14 protein-coding genes are annotated in these 16,759 nt (G+C 72.5%); 3 read left to right on the top strand and 11 right to left on the bottom strand.

The window, feature by feature from the left end:
* Positions 1–170 precede the first annotated feature (170 nt).
* From cobT to ABZ385_RS20840, 8 genes are all read right to left on the bottom strand, one after another.
* Positions 171–4,823, bottom strand: coding sequence for a nicotinate-nucleotide--dimethylbenzimidazole phosphoribosyltransferase (gene cobT, locus ABZ385_RS20875; RefSeq protein WP_358912550.1), 4,653 nt, complete (start codon positions 4,821–4,823; stop codon positions 171–173).
* 357 nt (positions 4,824–5,180) lie between these two features.
* Positions 5,181–6,401 carry a precorrin-6y C5,15-methyltransferase (decarboxylating) subunit CbiE gene (gene cbiE, locus ABZ385_RS20870; RefSeq protein WP_358912548.1) on the bottom strand — a complete coding sequence of 407 codons (1,221 nt, stop codon included), beginning with the start codon at positions 6,399–6,401 and terminating at the stop codon, positions 5,181–5,183.
* A gap of 152 nt (positions 6,402–6,553) precedes the next feature.
* A complete protein-coding gene (locus ABZ385_RS20865) occupies positions 6,554–7,195 on the bottom strand; it encodes a GNAT family N-acetyltransferase (RefSeq protein ID WP_358912546.1) in 642 nt (213 codons plus the stop codon).
* A 133-nt stretch (positions 7,196–7,328) separates the two neighbouring features.
* Positions 7,329–8,165, bottom strand: coding sequence for a MetQ/NlpA family ABC transporter substrate-binding protein (locus ABZ385_RS20860; RefSeq protein ID WP_358912544.1), 837 nt, complete (start codon positions 8,163–8,165; stop codon positions 7,329–7,331).
* A 2-nt stretch (positions 8,166–8,167) separates the two neighbouring features.
* Positions 8,168–9,001, bottom strand: a complete 834-nt coding sequence (locus ABZ385_RS20855) for a MetQ/NlpA family ABC transporter substrate-binding protein (protein WP_358577931.1) — start codon at positions 8,999–9,001, stop codon at positions 8,168–8,170.
* A 72-nt stretch (positions 9,002–9,073) separates the two neighbouring features.
* The gene (locus tag ABZ385_RS20850) at positions 9,074–9,928 is read right to left on the bottom strand and encodes a methionine ABC transporter permease (protein WP_358577929.1); all 855 of its coding nucleotides are present in this window, start codon (positions 9,926–9,928) and stop codon (positions 9,074–9,076) included.
* A complete protein-coding gene (locus tag ABZ385_RS20845) occupies positions 9,925–10,983 on the bottom strand; it encodes an ATP-binding cassette domain-containing protein (RefSeq protein ID WP_358577927.1) in 1,059 nt (352 codons plus the stop codon). Before ABZ385_RS20845 ends, ABZ385_RS20850 begins: the two co-directional genes overlap by 4 nt.
* A gap of 406 nt (positions 10,984–11,389) precedes the next feature.
* Positions 11,390–12,037, bottom strand: a complete 648-nt coding sequence (locus ABZ385_RS20840) for an HAD-IA family hydrolase (RefSeq protein ID WP_358912543.1) — start codon at positions 12,035–12,037, stop codon at positions 11,390–11,392.
* Between the two features lie 71 nt (positions 12,038–12,108).
* Here ABZ385_RS20840 and ABZ385_RS20835 point away from each other — a divergent pair, with 71 nt between their 5' ends.
* On the top strand, positions 12,109–12,468 hold the full coding sequence (locus ABZ385_RS20835; RefSeq protein ID WP_358698360.1) for a hypothetical protein: 360 nt from the start codon (positions 12,109–12,111) through the stop codon (positions 12,466–12,468).
* A 1-nt stretch (position 12,469) separates the two neighbouring features.
* Positions 12,470–12,901 (top strand): hypothetical protein, encoded by a 432-nt coding sequence (locus ABZ385_RS20830; RefSeq protein WP_358577919.1) that lies wholly within the window; start codon positions 12,470–12,472, stop codon positions 12,899–12,901.
* 45 nt (positions 12,902–12,946) lie between these two features.
* Here the strand turns inward: ABZ385_RS20830 and ABZ385_RS20825 are convergent, their stop codons facing one another.
* The 3 genes from ABZ385_RS20825 to ABZ385_RS20815 all read right to left on the bottom strand — a co-directional run bounded on the left by ABZ385_RS20825 (position 12,947) and on the right by ABZ385_RS20815 (position 15,306).
* The gene (locus ABZ385_RS20825; RefSeq protein WP_358577917.1) at positions 12,947–13,450 is read right to left on the bottom strand and encodes a GNAT family N-acetyltransferase; all 504 of its coding nucleotides are present in this window, start codon (positions 13,448–13,450) and stop codon (positions 12,947–12,949) included.
* 37 nt (positions 13,451–13,487) lie between these two features.
* Positions 13,488–14,015: a sigma-70 family RNA polymerase sigma factor gene (locus ABZ385_RS20820; protein WP_358577914.1), complete on the bottom strand. Its 528-nt coding sequence runs from the start codon at positions 14,013–14,015 to the stop codon at positions 13,488–13,490.
* Positions 14,016–14,127: 112 nt separating this feature from the next.
* On the bottom strand, positions 14,128–15,306 hold the full coding sequence (locus ABZ385_RS20815) for a glycerophosphodiester phosphodiesterase (protein WP_358912541.1): 1,179 nt from the start codon (positions 15,304–15,306) through the stop codon (positions 14,128–14,130).
* Between the two features lie 389 nt (positions 15,307–15,695).
* Here ABZ385_RS20815 and ABZ385_RS20810 point away from each other — a divergent pair, with 389 nt between their 5' ends.
* Positions 15,696–16,385 carry a lysophospholipid acyltransferase family protein gene (locus ABZ385_RS20810; RefSeq protein WP_358577910.1) on the top strand — a complete coding sequence of 230 codons (690 nt, stop codon included), beginning with the start codon at positions 15,696–15,698 and terminating at the stop codon, positions 16,383–16,385.
* Positions 16,386–16,759 lie beyond the last annotated feature (374 nt).

The following is a 16,759-nucleotide window of genomic DNA, read 5'->3' as shown; positions in this document are numbered from 1 at the left end:
TCGTACGGGCGGAGTCTTGAGGGGTGCGGGCCGCTGCGGCGGTGGAGCGGCTGCGTTGACGTGCGGGTTCAGTATGGCGGGGGCGGGGTCGGGGTTTTCCCCCGAGCCCCGCCCCGCCGCGGCTGCGACACCGTGCGGCTCCGCCGCGTGGGGTGCTCGCCCCGGCTCGGCTACTTCTCGGTGACGCCCGCCGAGTCGAACGTGGCCACCTCGTGCATCGCGCGGGCGGCGCTCTGGACGATCGGCAGGGCGAGCAGCGCGCCCGTGCCCTCGCCGAGACGCAGGTCCAGGTCGACCAGCGGGCGCAGGCCCAGCTTGTTGAGGGCCGCGACATGGCCGGGCTCGGCGCTGCGGTGGCCCGCGATGCAGGCCGCGAGGACCTCGGGGGCGATGGCGCGGGCGACCAGGGCGGCCGCGCCGGCGCTCACGCCGTCCAGGATCACCGGCGTGCGCAGGGACGCGCCGCCCAGGAGGAGGCCCACCATGGCGGCGTGCTCCAGGCCGCCGACCGCCGCGAGGACGCCGATCGGGTCGGCCGGGTCGGGCTGGTGCAGCTCCAGGGCGCGCCGGACCACCTCGACCTTGCGGGCGTGCATCTCGTCGTTGATGCCGGTGCCCCGGCCGGTGACCTCGGCGGGGTCCACCTCGGTGTAGACGGAGATCAGCGCCGCGGACGCGGTGGTGTTCGCGATGCCCATCTCGCCGGTGAGGAGCGCCTTGTTGCCCGCGGCCACGAGGTCGCGGGCCGTCTCGACGCCGACCTCGATGGCCGCCTTGACCTCTTCGCGGGTCAGGGCGGGCCCGGTCGTCATGTCGGCGGTGCCCGCGCGGACCTTGCGGGGCAGCAGGCCCGGCGTGGCCGGCAGTTCGCTCGCCACGCCCACGTCGATGACGCAGACCTCGGCGCCCACCTGGTTGGCGAAGGCGTTGCAGACCGCGCCGCCGCCGAGGAAGTTGGCGACCATCTGCGCGGTCACCTCCTGCGGCCAGGCGGTGACGCCCTGGGCGTGCACGCCATGGTCGCCCGCGAAGATCGCGACGGCCGCGGGCTCCGGGATCGGCGGCGGGCACATCCGGGACAGCCCGGAGAGCTGGGCGGAGATGATCTCCAGCATGCCGAGGGCGCCCGGCGGCTTGGTCATCCGCTTCTGGCGTTCCCACGCCTCGCCGAGCGCCTTGGCGTCCAGCGGGCGGATGTTGGTGACGGTCTCCGCGAGCAGGTCGTGCGGGTCCTCGCCGGGCAGCGCGCGGCGGCCGTACGTCTCCTCGTGGACGACCCAGGACAGCGGGCGCCGCTTGGACCAGCCGGCCTGCATCAGCTCGGGCTCGTCCGGGAACTCGTCGACGTATCCCACGCAGAGGTAGGCGACGACTTCGAGGTGCTCGGGCAGGCCGAGGGCGCGGACCATCTCGCGCTCGTCGAAGAAGCTGACCCAGCCGACGCCGAGGCCCTCGGCGCGGGCGGCGAGCCAGAGGTTCTCGACGGCGAGCGCCGAGGAGTAGGGGGCCATCTGCGGCTGGGTGTGCCGGCCGAGGGTGTGGCGGCCGCCGCGGGTGGGGTCGGCGGTGACGACGATGTTCACCGGGGTGTCGAGGATGGCCTCGATCTTCAGTTCCTTGAACTGCTTCGCGCGGCCCTTGGGCAGGGACTTGGCGTACGCGTCGCGCTGGCGCTGGGCCAGTTCGTGCATGGTGCGCCGGGTCTCGGCGGACTTGATGACCACGAAGTCCCAGGGCTGGGAGTGGCCGACGGACGGTGCCGTGTGGGCCGCTTCCAGGACGCGCAGCAGCACCTCGTGCGGGATGGGGTCGCGGCGGAAGCCGTTGCGGATGTCGCGGCGCTCGCGCATGACGCGCAGCACGGCCTCGCGCTCGGCGTCGGCGTAGCCGGGCGCCGCGGTGCCCGGGGAGGTCAGGGGCGCGGCCGCCTCCGCGGGGTCCTCTTCGATGATGAGGAGGCCCGGGGCTTCGGCGGCGGCCGGTACCGGTGCCTGTGCCTGGGCCGCTTCCGGGGCGTCGCCGGCCGCGAGGAGCTCGGGGCCTTCCGCCGTCTCGGGCGCTTGCGGCGCTTGCGGTGCTTCGGTCGCGGGTGCTTCGGTCATCGCGGGTGCTTCGGCCACTTCGGCCATCTCAGGTGCTTCGGCCACTTCGGTCACTTCGTTCGCTTCGATCGGTTCGAACGAGATGACTTCGTCGGCCTCGTCCAACTCGTCGGCCGGGTCGGCCGTTCCGGGGGCGGCCGGGAACTCGGCCGGGGCCACCACCGGAGGTACAGGGGAATCCACGGACGGCGCGGCCTCGGCGGCCTGCCCGGCGTCCACCGCCATGGGCTCGGCGCCGTCGCGCGGGGCGGGCATGGGGACGGCGGGGACGGCGCCTTCGGGCTCCGTGGGCTCGGCCGGGGCGCCGATGGGCCGCTGGACGGCGAACTGCTCGGCCTCCAGGTCGTCCTGCGGGATGACCAGGGGGCGCGGCGGCGTCGGCGCGAGGTGCGGGGTGGTCGGGACGGAGCCCTCGACCGGCACGAACCGGCCGATGGGCAGGGGCTCGGGGACCTCGCCCTGCTCGTCGGTGAGCGGCGCGTACTCCGGCGCGTCGGCGCCCTGCGGGCTCTGCTGTTCGGGGTGGGGCCGGCCGGGTGCGGCGTGTCGGGCCTCGGCCGGGAGCACGCCGTTCGGCGCGTGGCCCTGGGCGGCGACGGCCGCGGCGTACGCGCCCTGGGCGGTGCCGGGGGCGAAATCGGCCTGCCCCGCCTGCGCGCTGCCCCAGGGCTGGGCGGAGGCGACGGCGAACGCGGGCTGGTTCCCGGCGGCGGGCATCGCCTCGGCGAACACCGGCTGCTCTTGGTCCACCGCAGGTGCCTGCGCGGGGAAAGCGCCGGGTACGGCGTCGGGCCCGGCAGCGAGGTCGGCGCTGAAATCGGCGCCGGTATGCGCGTCGGGACCGGGCTGGTTCGCGGCGGTGGACACCGCCTCGGCGAACACCGGCTGGCCCTGGTCCACCCCGGCGGCCTGCTCGGGGAAAGCGCCGGGCACGACGTCGGGCCCGGCAGCGAGGTCGGCGCTGAAATCGGCGCCGGTATGCGCGTCGGGACCGGGCTGGTTCACGGCGGTGGACACCGCCTCAGCGAACACCGGCTGGCCCTGGTCCACCCCGGCGGCCTGCTCGGGGAAAGCGCCGGGCACGACGTCGGGCCCGGCAGTGACGTCGGCGCTGAAATCGGCGCCGGTCTGCGCGTCGGGTCCGGCCTGGGCAGCGACGGCGTCAGCCGCGTCCGGGAACGGGACGGCTTCCGGGGCGGGGGGAGCCACGGGTGCGGGGACGGTCGGATCGGCGCTCGCGGTGATGGCCGGGTCCACGGTCGCGGCGGCAGCCGGGTCCACGGTCGCGGCGGCGGCCTCAGCGGCCTCGGCCACTTGTGCCGCTTCGACGGCCGCTTGTGCCGCTTCGACGGCCGCTTGTGCCGCCTCGACCGGCTGTGCCACCTCGGTCGCCTGGGCCGTCTCGACCGCCTGAGCCGCCTCGGTCGCTGAGGTCGTCTCGAACGCCTGCGCAGTTTCGGCCGTCCCGACCGGCTGGTCGATCTCGGCCGCCTGCGCCGCCTCGGTCGTCTCGACCGGCTGAACCGGCGCCTGCACCGTCTCCGCTGCCTGGGCCGTCTCGGCAGTGTGCGCCGTCTGGTCCGCGTACGCCTCGGCTGCGGGCGGCGCGATGGGCGCGGCGGGAGCGTCTTCCGGCACCTCCTGGACCGGAGGGGCGGCTTCCGCGACCTGCGGCGCCTGGGGGGCCTGCGGCGCTTCCGGAGCCTGCAAGGGCGCGACGGCCTCAGGCATGTCGTGGGCTACGGGCATCTGGGCAGCCTGCGGCGCCTCGGAGCCCTGCGGTGCCTCTGGAGCCTGGGCGGTCACCACAGGCTGGGGCATGTCCATAGTCACGGACGCCTGGGGGGCCTGCGGTGCGTCCGGAGTCTGCGGGGCTTGGGCCATCTCCTGGGCCGGCAGGGCCTCGTGGGCTTGCGGCGCCTCAACCGCCTCAACCGCCCCGGCGATCTCGGTCACCCCGGCCGCCACCGGCTGCGGTGCGGCCGTGACGTCAGTGGCCTCGGTGGCCTCAGTGGCCCCTGACACCGCTGGGACGACCGTTTCTGCTGAGGCGGCGTACGGCTCGTGCTGGGCCTCGGGCAGCTGCTCCGGCTCCGGCGCGGGCGCCTGCTCGGCGGTCTGCGGGGCGCCGCCCTGCGAGGGGATCTCGCCGAGCCGCGGTCCGGACGTGGCCGCGTCGTCGCGCGGGGCGTCCAGGTACTCGGGCCCGGCGGCCGGCGGCGCCGCGTGCCGCGCCGGCACGGCCTGCTGCGCGGTGGTCGCCCCGGCGGGGCCCCGGTCGGCGAGCGTCCGCACCGGGCTGCCCGAGCTGTCGGGCACCGCGGGGCCCGAGGGACCGTGGTGCAGCGGACGTCGCGAAGAGCCGGCGTGGGACGCGGCGGACACGGCGCCGGGCATGCGGACGCCGTTCAGGTCGACCGAGCCGCTGTCCCGGCCCGCGGTCTCGTGCGGGCCCGGCTGATGAGCGGCCTGCGCGGCCTGGGCCTGGGCGGCGGCCTGCGCCTGCGCCTCGCTCCACGCCCCCTGGGCACCCGGCATCAGCAGCAGATCGTCGTCGTCGGCGGGGTTCTCGGAGGGGTCGGCGGGGTCCACGAAGGTATACGCACCCGGAGCGGGAACGCCCGGCTGCCGCGCCCCCATGCCCTGCACGGGGCCGGAAGGGACACCGTTGCCTGCGCCCTCCGGCAGCCCCTCACCCGGGATCTGGCCGGTGTCGGTCATGCGTAACCCCTCGCCCATCGGTTAGTGCTTCTTCGACCGCCCCGCGGCCTTCGGCCGGGGAGGCCCCATCGACCGGAGCGGCGCACCAACCGCCCGTCTTCCTCAACGAGCGTGCGCGCCGGGCGGCACGAACCGCGTACCGGACAACCAGCATTGTCCCGGTCGGCCCGCCCCCATGGCAGCTTGATCGGCCACGGTCCGCTGTGGACTGCGCCACGTTGCGCGTCCTCCGGTCCCGCCGTACCACACCGGCCCCCCGGAACGGGTGGACTTTCCGGACCTTGACCAATGAATTGCCGGGCACCCGGGTGCGGTACAACGATCGGCCAGCCTACCCCGCACCCCGCCGCGGCAGGGTCACGGGGAACGGTCCGGCAACCTCCCGGACAGCAGGAATGCCACTGTCCGCTTCTCTTCCCGCCAGCCGCGGGTGTCCATCTCGACGGACTGGAGGAGGGCGCATTCGACGACGTACCCGTGCTCGGACAGGTCCCGGCCGACGAGCTCCGCCGCGTCGCGGGTCGCCGCGTGCGTCACGATGCGCTCGGGACGGCGGTCGGCCACCGCGGAGACCACCGCCGCTCCCCCGCCCCCCACGCGTACGACATCGGGTTCGGGCAGGTCTTCGAGGATGTGCGGCGCGACGCCGTGGACGGTCTGCGCCTGGACCCCGAAGCGGCGTACCGCGGCGGTGGTGCGGCCCAGGGCGTCGGCGTCGCGGTCGACGGCGATCACGGCGGCGCCGAAGCGGGCCGCCTCCGCGGTGAAGGCGCCGCTGCCGCAGCCGATGTCCCAGACGAGGTCGCCGGCACGCGGTCCGAGGCGGGCGAGCTGGGCGGCCCGCAGCCGGTCGTTCTCCCCCTCGCCGAGCCAGATGTCGCCGCCGTACTCCGCGGCGGGCAGTGCCCAGCCGCGCGGCGAGAGCGACGGTTCGCGCCCGGCGATCCAGCCGGTGTCGGAGGAGGGGACGGTGCCGGAGCCGCCGACGACGATGACGACGTTCGGGTCGCGCCAGGTGTGGTCGGCCGCCTTGTCGGAGGTGACGACGGTGACCCGCTCGCGGTCGGTGCCCAGCTCCTCGCAGATGACGAAGGTGCGGTGGACGCCCTGGAGCAGCAGGCTCAGTTCGGCGGGGCCCGCGCCGGGCGAGGTGAGGACGGCGACCTTGGTGTGGGCGCGGCAGACGTTCACGGCGCGGCGCAGGGAGCGGCGGTGGGCGACCACGACCTCGGCGTCGTCCCAGGGCATGCCCGCGCGGGCGAAGGCCTGGGCGACCGAGGAGACGGCGGGCACCACTTCGACCTCCAGGCCGAATTCGGGGGCGCGCAGGGTGCGTACGACGCCGAAGAAGCCGGGGTCGCCGTCGGCGAGGACCACGGCGGTGCCGCGGTGGGCGGCGATGCGGCGGGCGGCGAGGCTCACGCTGCCGAGGCGGATCCGTTCGGCCCGGGCGGGGATCTCGTCCAGTGCCAGGTGGTGGCCGGCGCCGGCGACGAGTGTGGCGGCGCGGAGCGCGGAGTGTGCCGCGTCGGTCAGTGGCGTTCCGTCCCAGCCGATCACCGTGACCCGGTCGGCCATCTTGGTCTGTCTCCTGGGTTCTCGCGGGTCTGCAGTGCGGGGCGGCGGTTGCGGGGGGGCGACCGCGCACGCGGCCACGGGCGAGCGTACCTGGTGGGACTCGGGGATGCCGGGGAGCCGGGCGGGCGTGCCGGGCGAGGGGCGAGTCGGGTTCAGTTCCAGTCGGAGAAGGCGGAGAAGCCGCTCTCGGCGAAGCTGTCGGAGACGCCTTCGAGGTCTTCGGGCAGCAGGCTCCACACGATGAGGTCGGTGCGCAGCTCGATCCAGCCGCCGAAGGGGTCGCCGCCGTTCCTCGTCCGCGCTATCCAGGCGCCGCGCAGGACGCCCTCGCTGACGCAGCCGATCTTCTGGGCGACCTGCTGGGCGGCGGTGTTGTCGGCGGCGGTGCGCAGCTCGATGCGCTGGAAGGCCTGGTCGTCGAAGAGCCAGTGGGCGGTGGCGAGCGCCGCCTCGGAGGCGTAGCCCTCGCCGCGGGCCCAGGGGGCGATGACGTAGCTCAGCTCGCCGGCGCGCACCCGCCAGTCGGTGTTGCGCAGGTGGACGAGGCCGACCAGGCGCTGGGTGAGGAACTCCGTGACGGCGAGGGCGATGCCGCGGCCCTCGTCGCGCTCGGCCGGGGCGAGGCGGGTGATCCAGTCGCGGGCGTGGGCCTCGGTGTAGGGCTGGGGCACGGAGGTCCAGGCGGTGACCATCTCGTCGTTCATCATCTCCGCGTAGGCGGCGACGTCGGCGTCCTCGAACGGGCGCAGCACCAACCGCTCCGTGCTGAGGGAGATGTCGGGGAAGGTTGTCATGCGCCGCTCCGTAACCTGGAACCTCGGGCCTGCTGAAGTGCCCAGCATGCAGCATGCGGGCGCGCGGACGCACCACGGGGTCCGCTCCTTCCTGAGGAGGGGACCCCGGGTGCGGGCGGCAGCGGACTGTCCGTCAGTTCCCGTCGGCGGGCGTCCTGTCGACGGGCAGGACGGAGCCCTGGTACTTGTCCTCGATGAAGCGCCGCACCTCAGGTGAGGTGAGCAGTTTCGCCAGTTTGCGCACCCGCGGGTCGTCCTCGTCGCCCTTCTTGACGGCGAGGACGTTGTTGTACGGGTTGTGCTTCGGCGACTCCAGGAGGATGGCGTCCTTCTTGGGGCTGAGCCCGGCGTCGAGCGCGTAGTTGTTGTTGATGACGGCGGCGTCGACGTCGTCGAGGGAGCGGGGCAGCTGCGCCGGGTCGAGCGGCTTGACGGTGAGCTTCTTCGGGTTGGCGGTGATGTCCTCGGGCGTCGCGGTGGTGCCGACGCCCTTCTTGAGCCCGATGACGCCCTTGGTGGCGAGCAGTTGCAGCGCCCGGCCCTCGTTGGTCGTGTCGTTGGGGACGGCGACGGTCGCGCCCCGCCTCAGCTTCCCGATGTCCTCGGTCTTCTTGGCGTACACGCCCATGGGCGGCAGGTACACCTCGGTGACCGGCACCAGGTCCGTCTTCTTGGACGCGTTGAAGTCCTTCAGGTACGGGGTGTGCTGGTACAGGTTGGCGTCGAGCGAGCCTTCCTGGAGCGCGGTGTTCGGCGTGACGTAGTCCGTGAACTCCGTGATCTTCAGGTCGAGCCCCGCCTTCTTCGCGAGGTGCTCCTGGATGTACGTGAGGACTTCGCCGGCCGGGGTCGGGGTGGCCCCGACGACGAGCTGGTCGCCGCCGGACCCCTTGGCGCCCCCGCCGCACGCGGTGAGCCCGAGGCCGAGGGCCAGGGTGCCCGCCGCGGCGGCGATGACGGTCGTACGCATGATCAGAACGCCGCGACGACGGCGCCGTCGTACTTGTCGGCGATGAACTTCTTGACCTCGGGCGAGGTGAGGAGCTTGGCGAGCTTCTTGACGCGCGGGTCCTTCTCGTCGCCCTTCTTCACGGCGAGGAAGTTGCCGTACGGGTTGCCCTTGGCCTTCTCGGCGGCGAGGGCGTCCTTGGCGGGGCTGAGCTTGGCCTCCAGCGCGTAGTTGCCGTTGATCACCGCGGCGTCGACGTCGCTCAGGGAGCGGGGCAGCTGGGCGGCCTCCAGCTCCTTGAACTTGAGGTTCTTCGGGTTCTTCGCGACGTCCTTGGGGGTCGCGTCGTAGCCGACGCCCTTCTTCAGCTCGATGAGGCCGTTGTCCGCGAGCAGCTTGAGCGCGCGGGCCTCGTTGGTGGTGTCGTTCGGGACGGCGACGGTGGCGCCGTCCTTCAGGTCACCGAGCTTCTTGACGCCCTTGGAGTACACGCCGAGCGGCTCCAGGTGCACGGTGGCGCCCGGGACGGGCACGATGTCCGTGCCGTTCTTCTTGTTGAAGTCGTCCAGGTACGGCTTGTGCTGGAAGTAGTTCGCGAAGACCTCGCCCTGCTGGACGGCGGTGTTCGGCGTGACGTAGTCGGTGAACTCCTTCACCTCCAGGTCGAGGCCGGCCTTCTTGGCGAGGTTCTTCTGGACGTAGTCGAGGATCTGGCCCTGTGGCGTCGGGGTGGCGGCGACGACGAGCGCGCCGTCCTTGTCGCCCGCGGAGCCCTTCTCGGAGCCGCAGGCGCTCAGCCCGAGGGTGAGGGCTCCGGCGGCGAGGACAGCGGTGGTGATCTTGGCGGTGTTACGCACGAAAAGTGCCTTTCTCCAGGGGTGGTGCTGCCCCGCACGGGTGGGCGGGGCGGTCTGCGGGCCTGCGCCCGGTCAGCCGGTCTTGGTGACCTGGGTGGCCTGGGTGGCCTTGGTGGTCTCCGTGACCGGGGTGGCCTTGGTGACCTGTGCGGCCGGGGTGGTGCCGGGGGCCTGCGTGGCCTCGGCGGTCTCGATGGCCGACTCGGCGGCGGCGGTGGCGGGCAGCGCCCCGCGCAGCGGCCGGAACAGCAGCAGCGGACCGGAGCCACCGCCGCGCTTGTGCAGCCTGCGGGCCGCGTAGTCGCCCGCGAACTGGATGATCGAGATGACCACGGCGAGGATCGCCACGGTGATCCACATCAGCTCGGTCTCGAAGCGCTGGTAGCCGTAGCGCAGCGCGAGGTCGCCGAGGCCGCCGCCGCCGACCGTGCCGGCCATCGCGGAGTAGCCGATGAGCGCGACGATCGTGGTGGTGGCGCCGGAGATCAGCGAGGGCAGCGACTCCGGGACGAGGACCTTGCGTACGACGGTCCAGGTGGAGCCGCCCATCGACTGGACGGCCTCCACGAGCCCGCCGTCGACCTCGCGGATGGAGGTCTCCACCAGGCGCGCGAAGAACGGGATGGCGCCGACGGCGAGCGGTACGAGGGCCGCCTCACGGCCGATGGTGGTGCCGGTCACCCAGCGCGTGAAGCCCATCAGGGCGACCATCAGGATGATGAAGGGCATCGAGCGGGCGATGTTCACGACCTGCCCGATGACCTTGTTGAGCACGGCGTTCTGCAGAAGTGCCCCACGCTCGGTGAGGACGAGCAGGACACCGAGCGGCAGTCCGGCGACGACGGCTATCAGCGTCGACCAGCCCACCATGTAGAGCGTGTCCCAACACGCCTGCTCCAGCAGCGGCTGCATCTCCGACCAGGTCACTTGGCACCTTCCTTGACCAGCAGCTTCTCGTCCCGGGGCGCGGGTACGGGCCCCTCGCCCGCGATGTCGACCTGAAGGCCCTGCTCGCGCAGGAACCCGATCGGGACGACGTTCTCCTCGAAGCGGCCGGGCAGTTCGATGCGCATGCGGCCGACCTGGCGGCCCGCGACGGTGTCCATCGCGGCGCCCAGGATCGAGATGTCGATGTTGTACGTGCGTGACAGCTGGGAGATGACCGGCCGGGTCGCGGCGTCGCCGTGGAAGGTGACGTCGACGACAGTGCGGTCGTCGCCCGTGGCCTCGCCGCTGACGGGGAAGAGCGCGGCGGCCAGCTCGGAGCCGGGCGTCGCGAGCAGTTCGCTGACGGTGCCGGACTCGACGATCTGCCCGCGCTCCATGAGGGCGGCGGAGTCGCAGACGCTCTTGACGACGTCCATCTCGTGGGTGATGAGCAGGACGGTCAGACCGAGCTGCTGGTTGAGGTCGCGCAGCAGCTGGAGGATGGAGCGGGTGGTCTCCGGGTCGAGCGCGCTGGTCGCCTCGTCGGAGAGCAGCACCTTCGGGTCGCCGGCGAGGGCGCGCGCGATGCCGACGCGCTGCTTCTGGCCGCCGGAGAGCTGCGCCGGGTAGGACTTCGCCTTCTCGGCGAGGCCGACGAGGTCGAGCAGTGCGAGGGCCTTGCGGGAGCGCTCCTGGCCGGAGAGGCCGAGGATTTCCAGCGGCAGCTCGACGTTGTCCTGCACGGTCCGCGAGGAGAGCAGGTTGAAGTGCTGGAAGACCATGCCGATGCGGCTGCGGGCCCGGCGCAGTTCCCGGCCGGCGCGCGGGCCACGGCCGGCGAGGGCGGTGAGGTCCTGGCCGGCGACGGTCACGGTGCCGGAGGTGGGGCGTTCCAGGAGGTTGACGCAGCGGATCAGCGAGGATTTGCCGGCGCCGGACTGGCCGATGACGCCGTACACCTCACCCTCGCGGACGTGCAGGTCGACTCCGTCGAGGGCGGTTACTTCACGACCGCGTGAGCGGTAGACCTTGGTGAGGCCGGAAGTGGTGATCACAGGGGATTCCGTCACTGTCGAGTGCGCGGCGCGGGTGTGGCCGGGCACGGGGCATTCGTTCGGAACGCGGCACGGTTCTCGCGGTGGCGATCGGAACCGGAGGACGTGTGCGCGGGGCTAGCTCGCTTCCTGCGTCGGTACGGCTTTCGTCGCGTACGTCGGGCAGGGGCGCGGCACAGCGGCTTCGCTTCGGGGCGCGAGGCTCTTCGGTGGTGCGGGGGCCCTCAGAAGGCGCACATTCGACACATACAACGAGCACCGGGCGTCGTGATCGCCTCGGTCGCAAGGGTGCGGCTGCTCGTCGTGGTCATGGGCCCAAGTAAAACACGCGTGAGCCCACCGTCCACCCCCGCTGTCCGAATAGCGGACAGCGGTGGGACGGGGGCGGGCGGGACGGGCGGGACGGTCAGCCGGCGACGGTGATCTCCACGGTGCCCGCCGTGGCCTGCGCGGACACGGCGGAGAGGTCCTTGACCAGGAAGTCCGCGGACAGCTCGACGGCGTCGTGGGTTGTGGCCAACGCCACGGTCGTCATGCCGGCGGCGCGGCCCGCGGCCAGTCCCGCCGGGGCGTCCTCGAACACCACGCAGCGCGCCGGGTCGACGCCGAGCTTGTCGGCCGCGAGCAGGAAGGGCTCCGGGTCGGGCTTGCCGCGCGTGATGTCGTCGGCGGCGATCAGCAGCGCGGGGCGGATGCCGACCTCGGCGAGCCGGGCCTCGGCCAGGACGCGGGTGGCGGAGGTGACCACGGCCCACTGGTCCATGGGGAGCGAGTCGAGCAGGGCGCGGGTGCCGGGCAGCAGGTGGACGCCGCCGGCCACGTCGGACACCTCCAGCTCCTCGATGCGGGCGACGGCCCCGGGGAGCTTCTCCGGGGGCAGCAGGTCGGCGGCTATCTCGGCGGCGGGGCGGCCGTGCAGCTCGACCCGGGCGAACTCCTCGGGGGTGATCCCGTACTCGCCGGCCCACCGCGTCCAGCAGCGGTGGACCGACTCCAGGGAGGAGATGAGGGTGCCGTCGTTGTCGAACAGGAGCGCTTCGGCCTGGATCTTCATGGCGTCCCAGCGTACGTGGGGCGCCGGGGGCACCCGCATCGGGTCAAAGGGCACGTAATAAAGTCACGGGCATGCTTGTTGCCCTGACGATCGCGACCGCCGTGGCCGCGCTCGCCCTCGCCGCCTGGTGCGGTTTCGCCGCGTACCGCGACCAGCCGACCAAGGACTGGCACTTCATCGGCATGGGCGTGGTGACGCTGCTCGCCCTGGTCCAGCTGATCGTCGGTGTCGTGCAGCTGGCGCGCGGCGAGGACCCGGAACAGGGCACGACGATCTTCGTGGCGTATCTGCTCGGCTCCTTCGCGTGCGTCCCGGCGGCGGGCTTCATGTCCCTCGCGGAGCGCACCCGCTGGGGCTCCCTGACGGTCGCCGCGGGCGGCGTGGTCCTCGCCGTGCTCCAGGTACGGCTCTACGACATCTGGGGCGGCTGAGATGACGGACACCGAAGAGGGCGTCAAGGACGAGCCCCGCCGGAAGCTGATCACGGGGCCGGGCATCCTGCTGCTGTGGCTGTACGGCGTGATGGTCGTCGGCGCGGTGTCGCGCTCGGCGGTCCAGATCTCGACGGACTTCGACAAGGCCCCGCTCGCCTACTCGCTGTCGGCGCTCGCGGGCCTCGTCTACGGCTTCATCACGTACTCGCTGGTGCGCGGCGGCGAGACGGCCCGCCGGGCGGCGCTGGTGTGCTGCGCCGCCGAGCTGGCGGGCGTACTGGCCGTCGGGACGTGGACACTGGCGGACCCCTCCGCCTTCCCGGACGCCACGGTCTGGTCGGACTTCGGGATGGGCTACCTGTTCATCCCGGTGATCCTGCCGGTGACGGCGATCTTCTGGCTGGTGCGGGCGCGGCGGACGGGACGCTGAGCGCCGCGCCCGCCGCCCGCGCGCACGCTGCGGGCGCTGGCTCGGTCAGGCGCTCGTCGCGTACGCCCGGGTGTCGGAGTCCTTGGTGAGGGTCACGACCGTGAGGCGGTCGTTGACCCGCTCGGTCTTCACGGGGGCGTAACCGTGCTTGCGGTAGAGCTGGAGGTTCTGTTCGCTGCGGTGGCCGGTGAAGAGCTGGAAGCACTTGGTGGTGCTGTCCGCGCCGAGCCGGCGTTCGATCGCGAGCAGGAGGCGGCCGCCCAGGCCGTGCCGCTGCATCCTGGGGTGGACGATGAGCTTGCCGATCCGCGCCGTGCCGTCGGTGTCGGCCGTGCCGCGCACGGAGGCCACCACCTCGTCGCCGAGGCGGGCCACCAGGACGGTGCCCGTGGTCAGTTCGGCCTTGATGGAGTCGAGGGTCTGGGTCAGCGGCTCGATCGAGTAGTCGCCGTAGAGCTCGGCCTCGCTCTGGTAGCAGAGGTACTGCAGTTTGAGGATCTGCTCGGCGTCCGCTTCCGCCGCCTCCGAGATGGTCACGCTCATGCCCATGTGTGCATGCCTCCCGCTCACCTGCTCCACCGGTTGTCTAACGCTCCATTCCCCGCGGTTCAGGAGCTGCAACCTCCGCCGCCAGCATTCTGCGCAGGCATCCCAGGCATCGGGAACGTTCCGGCCCCAGACTGCCCTGTGACATTCCCAACTCCCCTGCGATTTCCCGGTAGGTGAGGTCCTTGGGGGACAGCAGCGCGGCCATGATGCGGGGGCAGCGGCCGGGCAGTCTGCGGACCGCCGCGTACAGGCTGCGGCGTCGGTCGGCGCTCAGGGCGCGCTGTTCGGGGCCGGGCTCGAAGTCGTCGGCGGGCTCCTGCGCGTACGCCCTCTCGCGCCGGGCGGCGCTTCTGGAGCGGCGCGCCTCCGACCGGACGGCGCCGCGCACCCACCGCGCCGGGTCGGCGGGCGGGCCCTTCGACTCCAGGCGCTCCAACAGCCGCAGCCAGACCGCCTGTTCGAGGTCGCCGGGATCGTCGCCGTGGCCGAGTGCCTCCGCGGACGCCTCGGCGGCGAGCAGCGGGCCGAGGGCGGGGATCAGCGCGGGAATGAGGTCGTACGTCATGTCCGGCGGGACGCGGCCGCTCCGGTGCGAGGTTTCCGGAGCGGCCGTCACTCACCCCAACCGGGTGTGTTCGATCCGCCGTTGACGCCGTCCGCCCTTGGCGAGGTTCCGCTCAGTCCTTGGCGAAGTCGGCGGCGGCCAGCAGCGCGGTGTCCGCGTTGTCGGAGAAGATGCCGTCGATGCCGGTCTCGAAGTAGGCCTTGAACGCGCCGAAGGCGTCTCCGTACGCGGTCGGGTCCGTGCCCTTGCGGAAGTTGGCGGGCAGGAAGGTGTTCTCGTTGCGCATCGTGTACGGGTGCAGGATCAGGTCGGCGTCGTGCGCGTCGTCGACGAGCGTGGTCGGCGTGCCGAGGCTGCCGTCCGCCTTCCTGGGGATGATCAGGTCGAGCGTGGGGCCGATGCCCTGCGCGAACCGTGCCATCCACCGCAGGCCCTCGGGCTTGATCAGGTCGGCGACGGTGCGCGGGTCGCCGGCCTCGACGAAGTCCCAGGGGCGGCTGGTGGCGCCCGACAGGAGCACGACGCGCGGCGCGGAGACCAGCTCGGCCAGGCGCTGGATGCTGCTGGGCTCGAAGGACTGGAGGAAGTTCGGCGAGTTCTTCTTGTGGCGGCCGTACCGGCGCAGCAGCTTGGCCAGGGGCTCTTCGAGGCCGAGGCCCAGCTTGCGGAAGTACGTGGGGTGCTTGGTCTCGATGTGCAGCCAGACGGGCCTGCCGCGCCTGCGGCCCTCCTTCTCGGCCCACTCGAGGACCTCTTCGAGGGTGGGCACGTCCCAGCGGCCGTCGTAGAGGGTGTTGCGCTGGCGGGTGCCCGGGATGCGCTCCTTGGCGCGCAGCGTCTTCAGCTCGGCGAGCGTGAAGTCCTCGGTGAACCAGCCGGTGAGCGGGGTGCCGTCGACGGACTTGGTGGTCTTGCGGGACGCGAACTCGGGGTGCGCCGCGACATCCGTCGTCGCGGTGATGTCGTTCTCGTGACGGCATACGAGATGACCGTCCTTGGTGGGCACGACGTCCTGCTCGATGACGTGGGCGCCCATGTCCAGGGCCAGCTGGTACGAGCCGAGCGTGTGCTCGGGCCGGTAGCCGCTGGTCCCCCGGTGCGCGACGACGGTCGGCTTGGGCAGGCTCTCGTACCCGCCGTGCCCGTGCCCGTGATCGTGCCGCTGGTCGGCTCTCGCCACGCCGGGCAGCCCCACCACGGCCGTGCCCGCGCCGGCGAGCGCCGCCCCCAGGACCGCTCGACGCCCCCGGCTCGTCCCCGGCTGCTGCTGACCCGACTCCTGCGTCGCCATTGGCGCTCCTCCCGATGTGCCTCCGCCTTGCACCTGACAAAGCGGGACTGATCGTAGGTGGCCGCGAGTGACGGGTGGGAGACCCTGGACGGAACGTGAGGGTGACGCGGCATGGCGAGTGTGCGTGGCGGCGGTGCGGGGCGGCCGCTGTGCGGTCGCTGGGCAGGTCACTGTGCCGGTCGCTACGTGGAGCGAAGTGGGGGCGTGACAAGGACCACTACTTCGGGCCACACCCTCCTCGCGGCGCTACCGTCGTCACAAGGGCGACGGACCAGGGCAGGACCGCACGGAACCATGTCAACAGCGCGTATCGAGTGCGTGAACCCGATGTGCAAACGGCGGCGGCCCGCGAGTATCGTCCTCACCTGCGTTTACTCGTCGTCTACCCGTTGACATCGGAGGGCCTGTTGTCCCGTCTAGCGCTCATCAAGGCAGTGCTCGGACCGATCTTGCGCCTGATGTTCCGCCCACGGGTAGAAGGCGCCGAGAACATTCCCGGGACCGGGCCCGTCATTCTGGCCGGAAACCACCTCACGTTCATCGACTCGATGATCCTGCCGCTGGTCACCAAGCGTCCGGTGTTCTTCATCGGCAAGGACGAGTACGTCACCGGCAAGGGCCTCAAGGGCCGCCTCATGGCGTGGTTCTTCACCGGCGTCGGCATGATCCCCGTGGACCGCGACGGCGGGCGTGGCGGTGTCGCCGCGCTGATGACCGGTCGGCGCGTTCTCGACGACGGCAAGGTCTTCGGCATCTACCCCGAGGGGACGCGGTCGCCCGACGGGCGGCTGTACCGGGGCCGTACGGGCATCGCCCGGCTGACCCTGATGACCGGCGCGCCCGTCGTGCCCTTCGCGATGATCGGCACGGACAAGCTCCAGCCGGGTGGCAAGGGGCTGCCGCGGCCCGGCAAGGTGACGGTGCGCTTCGGTGAGCCGATGGAGTTCTCCCGGTACGACGGGATGGACCGCGACCGGTATGTGCTGCGGGCGGTGACGGACTCGGTGATGACGGAGGTCATGCTGCTGTCCGGGCAGGAGTACGTGGACATGTACGCCACGAAGGCCAAAGCGGCGTAGCCCTGCGGGGCTTGGGCGGTTTGTGCTGGGCGCCTGTTCCCGCCGGGGGTTTTCCGGTGTCGGGGCGGGCGCCCTTTTCGTTGTTTCCCCGGGGCGGGGGCGAGGGTGGCTTCGCTTGTCTGGTCGGCTGCGGGTGGGTGGGGCCGGCCGTGGTTGCGCAGTTCCCCGCGCCCCTGAGGGGGTTTCCGTCGGCTCCCCGGTGCGGGTTTGGTGTGGCTTGGCGCGCCGTTCCCCGCGCCCCTGACCGGGTTTCCGTCGGCCCCCCGTACGGGTTTCGTGTGGCTTGGCGCGCCGTTCCCCGCGCCCCTGACCGGGTTTCCGTCGGCCCCCCGTACGGGTTTCGTGTGGCTTGGCGCGCCGTTCCCCGCGCCCCG

This window comes from Streptomyces sp. NPDC005898 (assembly GCF_040629635.1).
GTDB lineage: Bacteria > Actinomycetota > Actinomycetes > Streptomycetales > Streptomycetaceae > Streptomyces.
The sequence above is the reverse complement of the archived record's forward strand: the minus strand, read 5'-3'. Positions and strand labels throughout refer to the sequence as shown.

Coding starts and splice junctions, on each gene's coding strand:
- ABZ385_RS20815 (WP_358912541.1), bottom strand. CDS start 15,306: ATGGCGACGCAGGAGTCGGGTCAGCAGCAGCCGGGGACGAGCCGGGGG.
- cbiE (WP_358912548.1), bottom strand. CDS start 6,401: ATGGCCGACCGGGTCACGGTGATCGGCTGGGACGGAACGCCACTGACC.
- ABZ385_RS20820 (WP_358577914.1), bottom strand. CDS start 14,015: ATGACGTACGACCTCATTCCCGCGCTGATCCCCGCCCTCGGCCCGCTG.
- ABZ385_RS20840 (WP_358912543.1), bottom strand. CDS start 12,037: ATGAAGATCCAGGCCGAAGCGCTCCTGTTCGACAACGACGGCACCCTC.
- cobT (WP_358912550.1), bottom strand. CDS start 4,823: ATGACCGACACCGGCCAGATCCCGGGTGAGGGGCTGCCGGAGGGCGCA.
- ABZ385_RS20830 (WP_358577919.1), top strand. CDS start 12,470: ATGACGGACACCGAAGAGGGCGTCAAGGACGAGCCCCGCCGGAAGCTG.
- ABZ385_RS20865 (WP_358912546.1), bottom strand. CDS start 7,195: ATGACAACCTTCCCCGACATCTCCCTCAGCACGGAGCGGTTGGTGCTG.
- ABZ385_RS20835 (WP_358698360.1), top strand. CDS start 12,109: ATGCTTGTTGCCCTGACGATCGCGACCGCCGTGGCCGCGCTCGCCCTC.
- ABZ385_RS20825 (WP_358577917.1), bottom strand. CDS start 13,450: ATGGGCATGAGCGTGACCATCTCGGAGGCGGCGGAAGCGGACGCCGAG.
- ABZ385_RS20860 (WP_358912544.1), bottom strand. CDS start 8,165: ATGCGTACGACCGTCATCGCCGCCGCGGCGGGCACCCTGGCCCTCGGC.